Annotated in this window: 20 protein-coding genes and 1 pseudogene; 16 read left to right on the top strand and 5 right to left on the bottom strand. The window is 69.7% G+C overall.

The genetic code is table 11. The features are described 5' to 3' along the window. Nucleotides 1–147 precede the first annotated feature (147 nt). The gene (locus MOV08_RS35340) at nucleotides 148–519 is read left to right on the top strand and encodes a hypothetical protein (RefSeq protein ID WP_275310318.1); all 372 of its coding nucleotides are present in this window, start codon (nucleotides 148–150) and stop codon (nucleotides 517–519) included. 47 nt (nucleotides 520–566) lie between these two features. Here the strand turns inward: MOV08_RS35340 and MOV08_RS44230 are convergent. Then, nucleotides 567–767: pseudogene (locus MOV08_RS44230) on the bottom strand (hypothetical protein); the annotation flags it as partial. A gap of 698 nt (nucleotides 768–1,465) precedes the next feature. On the opposite strand from MOV08_RS44230, the gene MOV08_RS35330 reads away from it, so the two are divergent. Then, nucleotides 1,466–1,885, top strand: coding sequence for a glutathione peroxidase (locus tag MOV08_RS35330; protein ID WP_039642269.1), 420 nt, complete (start codon nucleotides 1,466–1,468; stop codon nucleotides 1,883–1,885). On the opposite strand, the gene MOV08_RS35325 is transcribed toward MOV08_RS35330, so the two are convergent. The 3 genes from MOV08_RS35325 to MOV08_RS35315 all read right to left on the bottom strand — a co-directional run bounded on the left by MOV08_RS35325 (nucleotide 1,867) and on the right by MOV08_RS35315 (nucleotide 4,346). Then, a complete protein-coding gene (locus MOV08_RS35325; RefSeq protein WP_275310316.1) occupies nucleotides 1,867–3,441 on the bottom strand; it encodes a recombinase family protein in 1,575 nt (524 codons plus the stop codon). The two genes, MOV08_RS35330 and MOV08_RS35325, sit on opposite strands and share 19 nt — an antisense overlap. A gap of 129 nt (nucleotides 3,442–3,570) precedes the next feature. After that, nucleotides 3,571–3,918 (bottom strand): hypothetical protein, encoded by a 348-nt coding sequence (locus tag MOV08_RS35320; RefSeq protein ID WP_275310315.1) that lies wholly within the window; start codon nucleotides 3,916–3,918, stop codon nucleotides 3,571–3,573. A gap of 11 nt (nucleotides 3,919–3,929) precedes the next feature. After that, entirely contained in the window at nucleotides 3,930–4,346 is a 417-nt protein-coding gene (locus tag MOV08_RS35315; RefSeq protein ID WP_078876016.1) for a helix-turn-helix domain-containing protein, read from the bottom strand. Nucleotides 4,347–4,642: 296 nt separating this feature from the next. Here MOV08_RS35315 and MOV08_RS35310 point away from each other — a divergent pair, with 296 nt between their 5' ends. The 9 genes from MOV08_RS35310 to MOV08_RS35270 all read left to right on the top strand — a co-directional run bounded on the left by MOV08_RS35310 (nucleotide 4,643) and on the right by MOV08_RS35270 (nucleotide 9,496). Then, a complete protein-coding gene (locus tag MOV08_RS35310) occupies nucleotides 4,643–4,852 on the top strand; it encodes a helix-turn-helix domain-containing protein (RefSeq protein ID WP_205362618.1) in 210 nt (69 codons plus the stop codon). Beyond that, on the top strand, nucleotides 4,849–5,064 hold the full coding sequence (locus MOV08_RS35305; RefSeq protein ID WP_039638391.1) for a hypothetical protein: 216 nt from the start codon (nucleotides 4,849–4,851) through the stop codon (nucleotides 5,062–5,064). Before MOV08_RS35310 ends, MOV08_RS35305 begins: the two co-directional genes overlap by 4 nt. A 49-nt stretch (nucleotides 5,065–5,113) precedes the next feature. Next, the gene (locus MOV08_RS35300; protein WP_205362619.1) at nucleotides 5,114–6,133 is read left to right on the top strand and encodes a hypothetical protein; all 1,020 of its coding nucleotides are present in this window, start codon (nucleotides 5,114–5,116) and stop codon (nucleotides 6,131–6,133) included. After that, the gene (locus tag MOV08_RS35295) at nucleotides 6,130–6,678 is read left to right on the top strand and encodes a hypothetical protein (protein ID WP_205362620.1); all 549 of its coding nucleotides are present in this window, start codon (nucleotides 6,130–6,132) and stop codon (nucleotides 6,676–6,678) included. Before MOV08_RS35300 ends, MOV08_RS35295 begins: the two co-directional genes overlap by 4 nt. Before the next feature lie 138 nt (nucleotides 6,679–6,816). Beyond that, nucleotides 6,817–7,647 (top strand): hypothetical protein, encoded by an 831-nt coding sequence (locus MOV08_RS35290; RefSeq protein WP_275310314.1) that lies wholly within the window; start codon nucleotides 6,817–6,819, stop codon nucleotides 7,645–7,647. Then, on the top strand, nucleotides 7,647–8,348 hold the full coding sequence (locus MOV08_RS35285; protein ID WP_275310313.1) for a zinc finger domain-containing protein: 702 nt from the start codon (nucleotides 7,647–7,649) through the stop codon (nucleotides 8,346–8,348). Before MOV08_RS35290 ends, MOV08_RS35285 begins: the two co-directional genes overlap by 1 nt. Further along, a complete protein-coding gene (locus tag MOV08_RS35280) occupies nucleotides 8,345–8,767 on the top strand; it encodes a hypothetical protein (RefSeq protein ID WP_275310312.1) in 423 nt (140 codons plus the stop codon). The genes MOV08_RS35285 and MOV08_RS35280 overlap by 4 nt, the downstream gene beginning before the upstream one ends. Continuing rightward, on the top strand, nucleotides 8,764–8,937 hold the full coding sequence (locus MOV08_RS35275) for a hypothetical protein (protein WP_275310311.1): 174 nt from the start codon (nucleotides 8,764–8,766) through the stop codon (nucleotides 8,935–8,937). Before MOV08_RS35280 ends, MOV08_RS35275 begins: the two co-directional genes overlap by 4 nt. Nucleotides 8,938–9,034: 97 nt before the next feature. Further along, nucleotides 9,035–9,496: a single-stranded DNA-binding protein gene (locus MOV08_RS35270; RefSeq protein ID WP_420834239.1), complete on the top strand. Its 462-nt coding sequence runs from the start codon at nucleotides 9,035–9,037 to the stop codon at nucleotides 9,494–9,496. Here MOV08_RS35270 and MOV08_RS35265 read toward each other — a convergent pair. Next, a complete protein-coding gene (locus MOV08_RS35265; RefSeq protein ID WP_102924295.1) occupies nucleotides 9,493–9,696 on the bottom strand; it encodes a YegP family protein in 204 nt (67 codons plus the stop codon). The genes MOV08_RS35270 and MOV08_RS35265 overlap by 4 nt on opposite strands. Before the next feature lie 192 nt (nucleotides 9,697–9,888). Here MOV08_RS35265 and MOV08_RS35260 point away from each other — a divergent pair, with 192 nt between their 5' ends. The 5 genes from MOV08_RS35260 to MOV08_RS35240 all read left to right on the top strand — a co-directional run bounded on the left by MOV08_RS35260 (nucleotide 9,889) and on the right by MOV08_RS35240 (nucleotide 13,163). Then, on the top strand, nucleotides 9,889–10,104 hold the full coding sequence (locus tag MOV08_RS35260; RefSeq protein ID WP_275310310.1) for a hypothetical protein: 216 nt from the start codon (nucleotides 9,889–9,891) through the stop codon (nucleotides 10,102–10,104). Then, nucleotides 10,101–10,337: a hypothetical protein gene (locus MOV08_RS35255; RefSeq protein WP_275310309.1), complete on the top strand. Its 237-nt coding sequence runs from the start codon at nucleotides 10,101–10,103 to the stop codon at nucleotides 10,335–10,337. Before MOV08_RS35260 ends, MOV08_RS35255 begins: the two co-directional genes overlap by 4 nt. 26 nt (nucleotides 10,338–10,363) lie before the next feature. Beyond that, on the top strand, nucleotides 10,364–11,143 hold the full coding sequence (locus tag MOV08_RS35250; RefSeq protein WP_275310308.1) for a hypothetical protein: 780 nt from the start codon (nucleotides 10,364–10,366) through the stop codon (nucleotides 11,141–11,143). 141 nt (nucleotides 11,144–11,284) lie between these two features. Further along, a complete protein-coding gene (locus MOV08_RS35245) occupies nucleotides 11,285–12,529 on the top strand; it encodes a hypothetical protein (protein WP_275310307.1) in 1,245 nt (414 codons plus the stop codon). 58 nt (nucleotides 12,530–12,587) lie between these two features. Further along, nucleotides 12,588–13,163, top strand: a complete 576-nt coding sequence (locus tag MOV08_RS35240) for a hypothetical protein (protein WP_275310306.1) — start codon at nucleotides 12,588–12,590, stop codon at nucleotides 13,161–13,163. Nucleotides 13,164–13,205 lie beyond the last annotated feature (42 nt).

Raw genomic sequence — 13,205 nt, 5'->3', positions numbered from 1 at the left:
GCGGCCTCACCGTGACGACGCGAACGGGGGCCGGTTCGCGAAGATGGACGACGGCTTGCCGCGACCCACCCGCAGAACTCCCCGCTCGGGCGTCAAACCGGGGTCCGCAGCCCCGAGGGCACTGGCTCAGGGATTCATGCTGGAGGAATGGCCACAGGCACCGTCGACCAGGAGATGGTGCGGATGGCACCCGGGCGTGGAGGCATGGTGGTCTCCGCCGTCGGCTACCGCATCGCCGGGGTGCGGACGGGGCTGCACCGGGGGCTGCCGCCTCCGTATCTGACGCTGATCTTCTCCCTGGACGGACCCGTCACCGGCGGGCCGACGCCGGAGCAGGCGCGCGGCCCGGATGCCTTCCGCGCGGACATCGTGGTGGGTGGGCTGCAGCAGGCTCCGGCGTACGTGGTGCAGCCCGAGCGGGAGTCGGGAGTGCAACTGGCTGTCGCCCGGCACCACGGCGCGGGCACCCTCCGGGGTCTCGCCGCCCACGTCGCGCTCAGCGAACGCCGCCTGACCTGAGTGCCGAACAGGCGGGAGGCGAACTTCTCGGTGGTGCCGCGCAGCTTGGGGCGGGCCACCGCGATCGGGCCTGCGGTGGTCTTGACGGCGGTCGGGCAGTGGCCGTTGCGGTGCCCCAGGCGGGCGGTGGCCTGGCCGTCCTCGTCAACGACCCCAGTGGCGCGCTGGTAGCGGGCACGGCCGAGGAAGGCGTCGACCTCGGCTTCCATCGCGGTCTGGATGATCAGGCGGGCGCCGAGTCGGGCCACGTCTTCCAGTACCTCGACCAGGTCGCGGTCACCGGTGAACAAGGCATCAATCTCGGCACGGATGGCCTCGGTGGGCGATACTCGTCGGGACACGAGCGTGGGTCTGCTTAGTGCTAACTGGGCGGTTCTGCACGGAACTTACGCTCGTGTCCTCTTTTCCGCCGACTCTCGGACGCGACCCGATCACGTAGCGCGGTGATGAGGGCAGGTAGCCGGAGACCATTGCTGGCCTCCGGCCCCTGTAACAGCCTCGCTCGCGTTTCCGCCTCCCGACCCGATCAGGTGGGAAATTGGGAAACCGATGGGAAAACGCTCATGCAAACCTCCGCGAGGTACTGCACGTAGATGCAGCGAACTACCTGAACACGCACGCTGCGTCGCAGGTCAGACGATGGCCACTCCTCTGACCTGCCGTATGGTATTGATTCCGGGCATGGACGCCAAGAAGCCCCCGGCCCACCCCTTCCAGCGCATCTCGCTGCCGCACCAACCGCCCCGGCTGCCGCCGCCCGCCCCCCGGCGCCCCGTCGACGAGGACACGCCGATCTTCGACCAGTTGCTCCGGGAGTGGCGGGCCGGCACGTTGCGTCCGGCGGTCAGCTGGCCGGTCGACGAACCGGGGAAGATCAGGCCGGGCACGGTTGTTGGGGGCGAAGACGGACGTCCCCGTCCACGGAACCGCATGGAGGAGCCCGAGCATGAGCCTGTACGACATCCCGCTGCGCACCCTGACCGGTGAGCCCGCTTCCCTGGCCGACTATCGGGGCAAGGCCCTGCTGGTGGTGAACGTGGCGTCCAAGTGCGGGCTGACCCCGCAGTACACGGGGCTGGAGCGGCTCCAGCAGCAGTTCGCCGACCGCGGGTTCAGCGTGCTGGGCTTCCCCAGCAACCAGTTCGCGGGCCAGGAGCCCGGCACGGCCGAGGAGATCGCCACCTTCTGCTCGACGACGTACGGCGTCAGCTTCCCGTTGTTCGAGAAGACCGACGTCAACGGCGCGGACCGGCACCCGCTGTACGCCGAGCTGACCGGCACCCCGGACGCCGAGGGCGCGGCCGGCGACGTCCAGTGGAACTTCGAGGGTTTTCTCTCCAATGAACGTCACGCCATAGCGGCGTAACGACCCTGGTCGAGCTTCCGCGCCTCTTTCCACACGGGGATGATCTCGACCGTGACCGGGCCCGGCCTCTTCGGCTGCTGCAAGGCGATTCGCCCGATCAGCTTCCGAAGGATCAGGTTCCGCTCGGCCACGGTCAGCGTCTCCCACTCGTCCAAGACGCCCACCACGAGAGGCAGATAGTCCTCTGCCTCCGGCATCTCCTCGACCTCGACAAGGGCCGAGATCCGCTCCGAAAGCTGGTCCCGCTCGGCCACCAGCTCATCCCGCGCCGCCTCGAAGACACCCTGCGGGTACTTGTCCGGGTTCTTGGCGGCGTCGACGGCAAGCCGAGTGAGCGATGCTTCGATCTTGGCGTGCTCGGCCTGGGCCCTTGCCCGCTCCCGTGCTGCACGCGCCCGGTCGTCGTTGCGGCCATTGCTGTCCAGTGGCGTAGACGGCGCGTTGTCGATCTCATGCGCCACCCTGCGGAGCCACTTCCGGACCTCGGCGACGACGTCGGCGCCGCGGGCCCAGACGCCCACACACCCGGCATCTCCGTACTCGGTGCGCCGCGCACACCGGAACCCGGGCTTGTTGCGGCTGCGCGCCACAGTTGCGGCACCGCTGCACTGACCGCAGCGGGTCAGCCCGGTTACCTCGGTGCTCGGCAGACGGCTGCGCGGGGGCGTCGCCGCTACCGCTTTGCGCCGGGTTTGATACTCCTTCCATGTCTCGTCGCCGATGATCGCTTCGTGAGCGCCCGGAACGAGCCGGTAGTAGCTGCACTGTCCCTGGTGCTTGCCACGCGGGCAGTCTTCGCGGTGGACCCGCAGCAGGCCAGCGGCAAAGCCACTGTCCATGTAGTACCGGATGCCCTCTTGCCCCCAGAGCCCCCCGCGTGTGGTGGTGCACCCGAGGCTGTTCAACCACACGGCCAGGGGTTTGAACCCAGTTCCGTTGAGGTACCGGGCGTAGAGCTCGACGACGACGTCGCGCAGCTCCGGGTCGATCTCATAGCGCTCTTGCTGGAGTGCTCCGGTCTCGGGGTCGTACCTCTTGTGCCAGATGTAGCCGAACCGCGGCTTGCCCATCGCGGGAAGCTGGGCGTTGCGGCGGTAGTCGTGTGCTTCCTTCCACTGCTCGCCGATGCGGTCGGCCTCGAACGCGGCAACCTCGAACAGCACACCGCGGGTGAACCGGCCGGTTGCGGTCCGCGGGTCGGCATCCTCAGTGGCCGAGTAGAGCTGTCCCCCGACCTTCTCAACGCGGGTGAGGTTAATCGCGACGCCGTGTCGACTACGGCCGAACCGGCTGAACTTCCATACGGCGATCTCCTTTGCGATGCCGCCCTCAATGGCCGCGATGGCCTTCATGATCTTGCGATGGAAGTTGGTACCGGTGGCGTCGAGGTCGATCACCCACTGCACGATGCGCCGCCGTGTGCGCTTGGCCCAGTCCTCGATACTGGTCCGTTGCAGCTCTGGGCTGATCTTCTCTTCTTTCCAGGTCGAGACCCGTATGTACCCGATGGCGGGTATCAGTTCACCGAACGTGTCGGCGGGCGGCTGGACTTCCATAGGTTCCCCTGTTCCTCGGTGAAGTCATCGGCCTTGCGGGATTGTTCGACGGATGGCGGCGCGGTGGTCCGCGCGCCTTAACGACGAAGGGCCCACCGAGTGGTGAGCCCTTCGACAGTGACTTGGGAGTCAAGTCATGGCCCTCTCAGGTTTGTTGTGGGGACCATCGCGCAGGATGGCGACTTTGTTGACCGCCGTGGGGGCGACGCCCGGTTGCACTCGGCCTTCTCGTACGTCCTCGTAGCACTGGAAGTAGCCAGCCTTGGCGTGGTGTTCGGCCTCGGCTTCGACTTTGCGGAGGGTCATTCGCCATGCACTGATGAGCAAGGCCGGAACGGCGATCAGGGTGGTGATGCCACCGGCGTAGAGCGGTGCGACGTGCTCAGAGTGCAGGAGACCCTCGCCAAGCAGGGTGAGGGCAGCGACGACGACAGCCGCGAGGGCGTACATGACGGTGTGCAGGGTGCGTCGAGACATGGTTTTCCTTGTTACTTACTGGTGTCGCCTCTCTCGGGTGTTTCGTCGAGGAGTGCGTTCACCATGGACATGACCGCGGCTTTGTGTGCCGGCCTGGTGATGCCGAGCGCCGCGAGCGCTTCGTCGGTACTGATCGACGTGGGCCGTTCGACTTCGGCCTCGGGGATGATGCCGGCCAGTACCAGGAGCGGGGTTAGCGGGACGTTGAGCGCCTGAGCGACCTTGCCGAGAGTGGCAGGGTCAGCTCCGCCGTCGTCCCGCAACAAGCGTGAGACGGTCGCTTGCGGGATGCCTGATTCGTCGGCAAAGGCTCGCCGGCCGCCTCCCCTCTGCGAGAGGTTGTATCCGCGACGCTGCAATTCGTCATGGAGCCACCGACCAACGGTGAGCGCTCCACCGGGCTGTGGGAGACGGGCCTGGGGTTTCATGCTTGCAATGTACCGCGCACGGGCGATCGCTAACGCACTGGCGGCGATTTTTAGGCATGGCTTTGACCCCCTTTTGACGCACCCAGGGTGACGAACACCCCTGGTGACTGATCGTACACATGATCGCTGCGTTAGATACAAGCGGATAAGTGCACGTTGCGTGATTTACCCACCCATCCGACGCTACCCCCCACCACTGACAACGGGCCTTGATCAATCTAACTTCCACTCATGATTGATACCTGCTACGTTCCATTCGTGATTGATACGTCGTACTCACGAGAGGTCGTACGGACGTGGCCTACACCCCTGCCCATCTGATCGCCGCCGCCCAGACGCACGGCGACCACACCACCGCCGAAATCGCGCGCCGCCTCGGCGTCCCCTACGTCTCCGCCTACCGGTGGGTGACCGGGCGCCACGCGCCCGGCCCGGAGGGGCTCGCCGCCATCGAGCGGGCCTATGGCGTCACCGCGGCCACGATCTTCACCGGGGAGGCGCCGTGATCACCTCCAAGGAAGAGGCGTTTGCCGCCGCCCGCGCCGTGCTGGATCGGGCCCGCGCCCGCCGTGACTCCATGCCCATACGCGCTGCGGCCGAGGCCGCCGCCGTCGGCAGCGCCCACACCGCCGACGAGATCGAACTCATCTTGCGCCGCCTGCGCCGCCAGGCCGCCGCGGATCCCACCCGCGCGGCAGACCTGCCTGCCGCGGCCTGACGCCGCCGGCCTCGACCTCACCCTCGCCCCACACTCGAAGGAATCAGCGATGACCGTCGTCACCCTCGCCGACCACCAGGCTCAGCAGCAGCACCTCGCCGCCCCCTCCATGCCCCGCATGTCGGTCGAGACCAAGCTCGACTACTGCCGCGCGTTCGCCGCGTCCGGTCTGCTCCCCCGCCAGTTCCGCGGGCAACCGGCCAACCTGCTCTATGCGGTCGAGTACGCCGAGAGTCTCGGCCTGCATCCCATGGTCGCCATCACCGGCGTGCACGTAATCGAGGGCAAGCCGAGCGCGTCATCGGCCCTGATCTCCGCCCTTGTCCGGCGCGCCGGGCACCGGTTGCGTATCAAGGGCGACGCGACGGCCGCCGTTGCTCAGGTCATCCGCACCGATGACCCCGACTGGACGTTCGAGGTTCGGTTCACCATCGAGGACGCGCGCCGAGCCGGGCTGCTCGGCAAGGATGTGTGGAAGAAGTACCCGGCATCGATGCTCAAGGCCCGCGCGCTATCCGCTGTCGCTCGGGACGCCTGCGAAGAGGCGTTGTTCGGCATCCACTACACCCCCGAGGAACTCGGGGCCGTGGTCGACCAGGAGGGGAACCCGGTCTACCTCGCCGGAGAGATCCAGCAGGACACCGGCGAGCAGGCTCCGCAGGACGTCGAGCAGCCCGACTTCCTCGCCCTGGCGCAGGACTGCCCGGACGCCGACGCCGTGCGCGCGGTGTGGGGACAGGCCAAAGCCGCGGGCGCCCCGGCCGACTACCTCGCCCAGGTCGCCGCGATCGGCCGGAACAAGCCTGGCGCCAAGGTGGCTGAGCAGCCGCCGGCCGAGGTGGTCGAGGACGTCGTCGAGGCTGAGCCAGCCGGTGACGCCCAGATAGCCGCAGACACCGCTACCGCTCGGGCCGAGATGTACGACGCTGCGCAGGCCGCCGGCCTCGACGTCGAGGAGGCCAACGAGGCATTCGAGGCGGCGCACGGGTGCCAAGCCGTCTTCGCCACCGCGGAGCAGTTGCGCGCCCAGGCCGCCGACCTGCGTGAGGCCGTCGAGGGGGACCGGTGAGCGCCGAGGACATCAAGGCCGCGACCACCCGTGAGGCCGTGCTGAAAGCACTGTTGGACGAGGTGAAGGCCGCTTACGAGGAGGCGCGCACGGAGGTGCAGCACCACCTCGACGCCGCCCAGGAAGCCACCGGAGCGCGGCAGTTCGCCGCCAGCCTGCCGGACGGTACGAAGGTGGGCACCATCTCGCTCACGGGCGGGGAACCGGCCGCGCAGATCGTCGACGAGCAGGCGTTCACGGCCTGGGCCCGAACGGCGTTCCCGGCCGAGCGCGTAACGCGGATCGTCAAAGAGATGCGGGCCGCGTTCGTCGAGCGGCTGCTCGGCGAGATGACCGCAGCCGGCGTGCCGCAGATCGTCGACCCGGCCTCGGGCGAGGTGCATGAGGTGCCCGGGGTGGAGATCCGGCCCACGAGGCGCCGCTCGCACTCCGTGCGGTTCGCCAAGGGTGGCAAGGGCCTCGTCGGCGAGGCGTGGCGTACGGGCGTGTTGGCGCCCCTGGTGCTGCCCATGCTCGCCCCCGGCACGGCAGATGACGCCGCATGAAGTGCGGCCACTGGGACGGCTTGGAGCGCCGCTACTGCGGCGCGCCGGGCACCCGCCGGTACGTCATCGGCCATCGCTGCCCCCTGCACTCCCCTGCCGCCCTGAAAGACCCATCAAGCCGCATGTAAGGAAGGCGCGTTGAGCCTCGACGCCATGGACTGGGTATGGACCCGGTCCGCCGCCAAAGGAACGGCGCGCATGGTGCTGCTCGCCATCGCCGACAAGTGCCCCGGCCCCGACTGCACCGCCTACGCGGGCACGACCATGCTCGTGCAGCGGACGAACTCGGCCCGCTCGTCCGTCGTGACCGCCGTCGACAAGCTGCTCGAAACTGGCGAGTTGGAAGTCGTCAAGGGCAAGACCGGCCCTCGCCGAGAGACCGTGTATCGGCTCCCGCTCGCCGTCGGCCACCACAGGGCCGAGTCCGATTCGGCCCCTTATGGAGGTCCGAAATCCGGACCGGTACGGAATCCGGACCGGTCCGAGAACCGGACCCCCGGGGGTACGGATTCCGGACCCCAGGGGTACGAAAACCGGACCCCCACCGGTCCGGAATCCGGACCCCAGAACGCATATGAACGCAATCACCAAGAAGAACAGCAGCAGCGCGCGGGCGTCTCACCGGTAGTCGAGCAACTGCGCCCCCTCGCCGACGCCCTCGACGCCGCCGGAGTCGAGGTCAGGTGGACGCTCGGACTCGGCGAGCAGCGCGACGTATGGCGCCTGGTCCAGGCGCACGGCGCCGCCGCCCTGGTCGACCTCGCCGCCCGCCGCACTCACCCCGGCGACGGCCCCAAACCGGCCCGCTACTGGCTGCGTGTCTGGTCCGACCTCGACCACGTCCCCGCCGCCGCGCCGCACGGCTCCAACGTCGTGCCATTCCGGCCCGCCGCGCCGGCCGCCCCCACCAGCCACACCGACAACTTGGCAGCAGGGCTAGCCCTGTTGGAGAAGGAAGGTTTCGCCTAATGCAGCACGCCCACGTCGCCGCCCTGTTGAACTTCGCCGCCACCCTCGACAGCCGCGTACGTCGCGTCATGGCCAGCCCCGAGCAGTCCGCGGCCACCATCCGCACGTGGACGCAGGCCCTCGACGGCATCCCCGCGGAGTCCGAGGCCGCCGGCTGGGACGCCGGCCGCGCTGTGCGCCGCTACTACGAACAGCGCAACGGCGACCGCAGCGCGCAGTTCCGGCCGATCGAGCCGCACGACCTCCTCGCCGCCTTCGCACCGCACCGCGCCGAGTTGATGAACCGCCACACCGACCCGGCGCCGGCGGTCGACCCGGACCACGTCGGCGCCTACCTCGCCGAGCTGCGCACCTCGCGCACGGCCGTCGCCACCGGCCAGGCCGCGCCCGTCGAGCACCCCCAGCTCACCGGCGGACCGCACCCCGCCATCGAGGCCCGCCTCGCCGCCATCGGCAGCCCCATCCCGCCGGCCGTCCGGCAGCAACTCGCCGCCTACCGGCCCACCAAGGCCCGCCGCGAGGCCACCGTCGCCGCCGGCCAGCCCGACCCCCTGTCGGTGCCGTGCCCCTGGTGCCACGCCGAGTGGGAGCAGCCGTGCCGCGGCGGATGGCGCCCCAACGGCAAAGGCCGCCGCACCAAGACCACCCCGCACGACAGCCGAACCGAACTCGCCGCCAATCGCCAGGGAGTTGCAGCATGAGCCGCAAGATCTACCGCCTTACCGCCACGTGGCCCACCCCTGCACCCCGCGTGCAGTTCCAGACGTCCGACCGCAAACGCCTCTACTCCAAAGCCCGGACGTGGGCAGGCGAGGGCGCCGTCGTCGTGGTCGAGAAAGCCCGCGGCGCGCGGTGGCTGCCCGACACGACCCTCGACGGCCCCGCCATGCTCGCCGAGCAGCAGCACCAGGCCGCCGAGAAGGAAGCCGCCGCCCGCCGGGCCGCTGTCGAGGCCGAACTCGCCGCCCGCACCGCCCGGTTCGTCGACAACGTGCACGCCGAGCACGCCGAGGCCGAGCACAACCGGCACGCCCGACTCATGCAGGCCCCGCCCGTTCCCCGGCGCGCCGCGGGCCGACTTGCCGCCGCCCACGTCGTTGCCGGCCGGGGCATCCGATGACCGCGCCCGCCGTTGTTGCCCTGCTGGCTGGGGAGCTGTACGACCTGCACCCGGACGCGTACGCCGGACGCGAGCACCCCGTCGCCCCGGCCGCCGTCCAGGCCGCCGAGCGCCTACTCGACGCCCTCGCCGAGCACGGCCTCACCATCACCGCGAACCGGGCCGCGTAGCCCGCCAGGGGCGCCCAAAACTGCACGTCAAGGGGCGCCCCTACGCGCTATCATTCATTCGCGATCGATAGTTACCGTTCACGAGAGAGGAACTGCCATGGCCGGAGAGACCACGATCACCCTCGCTGGGAACCTCGTCGACGACCCCGAACTGCGGTTCACCACCGCCGGCGCCGCCGTCGCCAAATTCCGCGTAGCCAGCACCCCCCGCACCTTCGACCGTCAGACCAACGAATGGCGCGACGGCGAAAGCCTGTTCCTGACCTGCTCCGTGTGGCGCCAGGCCGCCGAGAACGCTGCCGAATCCCTCACCCGCGGCATGCACGTCATCGTCACCGGCCGACTCAAGCAGCGCACCTACGACGACCGCGAAGGCGTCAAGCGGACCGTGTTCGAGCTGGACGTCGAGGAAGTCGGCCCGTCCCTGCTGCGCGCGACCGCCACCGTCACCAAGGCAGGCCACCACAAGGCCCCCCAGCAGCCGCAGCAGACCGCCGCAGACCCCTGGACCACCCAGACCCCAGCAGCACCGCAATACGCCACAGAACCGCCGTTCTAAGCGTTGTGAGTACGGCGAGACTCACGAATCTCGCGCACCTCCGCCGTTGGCGCATTGCGCTTGACCGACTCGATGCCCTTCTCACATGCGGCCTTTGAGTTATAAGCCTCACCGACCGCGATGATCTCGCCGTTGCCAGCCTTGAGCCGGTACCGGTACTTCCCCGCCTTGTCCTCGTACATCTCGAACTTGCCGGCCACAACGCCTCCTGCTTGTAGGGGTTTCTCCCTCCCAGGAACGCACCCATACAGCCGTGCAGCAGCCACACGCCGTCCATTCGAGTGGCAACGGCACGGCGCCTACGCCGCGACCGGTCGAACCCGCCCCCGTGCGCGCGGGGACGGCCGGCCCGCCCCCGCCCGACTCACCTCGACACCTCGGAGGTCCGCCCCGTGATCGTCCCGACCCGCCGCACGGTCCACGTGACCCGGACCGAGCACGCCCTACCCTTGCCCGCTCCCCTGCTCCACGTCGCACACCTCGTTGAGATCGTGCGCGATGAGCTGCACCGCGTTGACCGGCCGGCCGCCGACGCCGAGGTGCGCGTCAGCGACGGGGACCTGATCGCGTCGTACGAGACGCCGCGCCTTTCGGCGGTGCGCCGATGACCGCCCCCGACGAACGCCGCGCACAGATCGACGTGTTGCTCGCCCGCTACGGCCGTCACGCCCCGGCCGAGGCCGCGCACCTGCGGACCCTGATCGAGGCCGAGCGCACCGCGGCCGACCGGTACCGGCGCCAGGCCGGCGGGCAACAGGCCGCCGTACGCCGGTTGCAGCGCCGCCTTGACGCCGCCGAGCAGGCCATCGTCGAGGCCGAGCAGCGCGCCAACGCCGCCTAGCAATCCAGTCCCGGGAGGGATGAACCATGCACAACCCCGTAGCCGTTCGCGCCGCCGAGAACCTCGCGACCATCCGGAACCACTGGGCCGAGCTGCTGCTCGCCATCGAGACCCCGCCCGCCGACGCGTGGCCCCCGCGCCAACTCGCGCACACGCTGCGCGCCGTCGACGACGAGCAGCTCGACGTCGAGGACCGGGCACCGCTCGTGCTGCGCGAGCACCCGGCCCCGCTGAACGTCGGCGCGCTCGACACCGGCCTCGCCATCGAACGCGCCGTGTTTGACCTCGCCGACACCCTCGCCGCCGCGGTCCAGCACGCCGACCTCGACGACCCGCGCCGCTGGAACTACCGCAGCGCCACGGATCCCGGCAGCCGCGCACACGGCCTGCATTGGGCCGCGCTGTACGTCGAGGGCCGGGTGCTCGACGAGGACACCGAGCCCGAACTGCTCGACGACGACACCCTCGTATCGGCCCCGTTCACCCCCCTGCCCGAGTACCTGCTGCACGAGACTGCCCGCGTGGCGCACCAGTGCGCCGGCCGCCTGCTGCGCACCCTTGGCCTTGACCACCGCGCCACCCCGGTACCCAACCGGCCGTGCCCCTGGTGTGGCGGTGAACTCACCTTGCACACAGGTCCCGACCAGGGGCCGAGCGTCACATGCGGCACGGGCCCCCAGTGCCCCGCCCCCGTACCGCTCACCCTCACGCGCCGGCGGGTGTGGGAGTGGCACGACTTGCTCGCCCTGGTGACCGCGCTGGACGGGGCGGAGCAGGGAGGGGAAGCGCCCCCGATGGCCGCGTGAGGTGACGTCGTGAGCCAGGGCCCGGAGTTGGTTTCGGGCCCTTTCACGGAAGATCTTGTGAACTAAGTTCAGAACACGGTACAGTCACATGCGTAACGCCGGACTGCACCCGGCACCCAACAACCCACGGGAGCAACCCCCATGGACATGCCCCCCCTGGCAGAGCGCGCCAACGTCACGTACGCCATCGTCGGCAACGGCAAGGCCCTGCACTTCTCACCCCGCAACGACGAGACGCTGTGCCACCGAGAGATCCGCGCATACATCGATCTCGCCGAGGCGTGCGAACTGCTCGACGAACAGGGCATGAAGATGTGCAAGTTGTGTTTCCGGGCCGCGCAGAAGCGCGCCGCCGAACGCGAGGCCGCCATCACGCCCGACATTGAGCGCGAGCAGATCGCCGCCCTTGGCGCCCCGCAGACCGTCGAGGCCGCTGTCGAGCTGATGCGCAGCACCCGCCACGTGGGCACCCGAGCCGACGCCGCCCGCGCCGCTCTGCCCCCGCAACTTGCCGACACCCTCGACACCATCAACCGCACCGACAGCGAGCTGTCACTCGTGGACCTGAGCAATCGCGCCGTTGAACTGTGGGACGAGCAGCCTGCCATCGAGCAGCAAGCCGTAGCGGCTGGCGTTCCGTCCGACACGTGGACGATCACGACCCGCAACGGCGAGGAGATCGCCCGCGTTGAGGGCGCCACGGTCGAGGACATGACCCGCGCCGCCGAGGCTCTGCCGGCGGTGCGCGCCAACATCAAGCGTGAGGGCGGATTCGCCCGACGTCGCCTCTCCACCTCCGAGCTGTTGCCCGCAGACACCGGGCAGCGCGTCGTCGAGGGTGTCGTCGTCGCGCACGCAGGCACGGCCGAGGGGTGCGCGCCGGCCGACGCCACGCACCCGGACGTCGTGGCTGCCCGCGAGGCCCTTGCCGGCCTAGCCGCAGCGACCATGACCGAGCACCACGACGTCACCGAGCCGACCGAGGACGAGCAGACCGTACGCGGGTACCTGATCGACCCCCGCACTCACGGCCGCGTCGCCGTGTACTGGCTCGAAGGGGGCCGGATCATCCGCCGCGACCAGATGCCGCACGGCCCCGCCCTCGACTGCCTCGCCGACCGCCTGCGCCGCCGCGGGTGGGCCGTCGAAAAGATGCTGCGTTCCTCGCAGTGCGTGTTTGCCCACCGCCCGGTCGAGGACACCGCACCCGCCGAGCAGGATGTCGCCGAAGCCGAGATCGCCGACACGGTCGAGGCTGTCGAGCAGGCCGAGCGCGTCGACGGCACCTGGCGCGGCGGTTGGATCGTCGGGACGACGATGCCGGCCGACGAGGTGCTGTTCAACCTTGACCCGGCCGACGTCGAGCAGGGCGCACTGTTTATCTGATCACTGACCGCCCGCCCCGGAGCCGCCGGGGCGGGCCCATCCCGATGGAGATCCGCACATGGCCAAGGAACGTGACGACCGGCCCGAGCAGTACACGCGCAGCGACCCCAGCAAGCAGCCCACACCCCCAGCCGGCCAGCAGGCGGCAGTCGAGGGCACGCTCACCGCGGAGGGGTTCCTGCCTGCCGACAAACCCGAGACGGCCGAGCACAACCGCCGCGCAGCAGACCGACAGGGGCTCGGCCCCGGGTCGGCTACTCAACGCTTCACCGAGCAGATGCTCAGCATCATGGCGGAGTATGAGCAGCGGCGACGCGAGGAGATCATCGCGGCCGGCGGCGACCCCGACGAAGACCGTGACCCGTTCGAAACGGTGCGCGCCATCGCTGACCAGTGGGCTGCGACCGAGGCCGATGACGAGGGACGCGCGGCCCTGCTCGACGACCTCGCCGACCAACTCGACACCACCGAGGTACGCGCGCTACGCCTCGCCGCCGAGGCCGCCGCCGCCATCACTCCGCGGCTGATCTACGCGGACGCCGACCACGGCGTAAAGCCCGCCGACACCGCGGCCGACCTCGGCGTGAGCGAGTCCTACGTGTACCGCATCCTGCGCACCCGACCCGCCAAGTAACCAAAGCGGCCCGTCACAGGCGACTGCACCGCCGGACGGGCC

Source organism: Streptomyces yunnanensis (assembly GCF_029011865.1).
Classification (GTDB): Bacteria; Actinomycetota; Actinomycetes; order Streptomycetales; family Streptomycetaceae; genus Streptomyces; species Streptomyces yunnanensis.
This window is presented reverse-complemented; position numbering and strand designations above follow the sequence as displayed.

Bases quoted from the DNA above. Each gene is read 5' to 3' on its own strand.
- MOV08_RS35300 (WP_205362619.1), top strand. From the start codon at position 5,114: ATGACCGTCGTCACCCTCGCCGACCACCAGGCTCAGCAGCAGCACCTC.
- MOV08_RS35240 (WP_275310306.1), top strand. From the start codon at position 12,588: ATGGCCAAGGAACGTGACGACCGGCCCGAGCAGTACACGCGCAGCGAC.
- MOV08_RS35255 (WP_275310309.1), top strand. From the start codon at position 10,101: ATGACCGCCCCCGACGAACGCCGCGCACAGATCGACGTGTTGCTCGCC.
- MOV08_RS35280 (WP_275310312.1), top strand. From the start codon at position 8,345: ATGAGCCGCAAGATCTACCGCCTTACCGCCACGTGGCCCACCCCTGCA.
- MOV08_RS35245 (WP_275310307.1), top strand. From the start codon at position 11,285: ATGGACATGCCCCCCCTGGCAGAGCGCGCCAACGTCACGTACGCCATC.
- MOV08_RS35285 (WP_275310313.1), top strand. From the start codon at position 7,647: ATGCAGCACGCCCACGTCGCCGCCCTGTTGAACTTCGCCGCCACCCTC.
- MOV08_RS35250 (WP_275310308.1), top strand. From the start codon at position 10,364: ATGCACAACCCCGTAGCCGTTCGCGCCGCCGAGAACCTCGCGACCATC.
- MOV08_RS35325 (WP_275310316.1), bottom strand. From the start codon at position 3,441: ATGGAAGTCCAGCCGCCCGCCGACACGTTCGGTGAACTGATACCCGCC.
- MOV08_RS35320 (WP_275310315.1), bottom strand. From the start codon at position 3,918: ATGTCTCGACGCACCCTGCACACCGTCATGTACGCCCTCGCGGCTGTC.
- MOV08_RS35315 (WP_078876016.1), bottom strand. From the start codon at position 4,346: ATGAAACCCCAGGCCCGTCTCCCACAGCCCGGTGGAGCGCTCACCGTT.
- MOV08_RS35340 (WP_275310318.1), top strand. From the start codon at position 148: ATGGCCACAGGCACCGTCGACCAGGAGATGGTGCGGATGGCACCCGGG.
- MOV08_RS35270 (WP_420834239.1), top strand. From the start codon at position 9,035: ATGGCCGGAGAGACCACGATCACCCTCGCTGGGAACCTCGTCGACGAC.
- MOV08_RS35275 (WP_275310311.1), top strand. From the start codon at position 8,764: ATGACCGCGCCCGCCGTTGTTGCCCTGCTGGCTGGGGAGCTGTACGAC.
- MOV08_RS35330 (WP_039642269.1), top strand. From the start codon at position 1,466: ATGAGCCTGTACGACATCCCGCTGCGCACCCTGACCGGTGAGCCCGCT.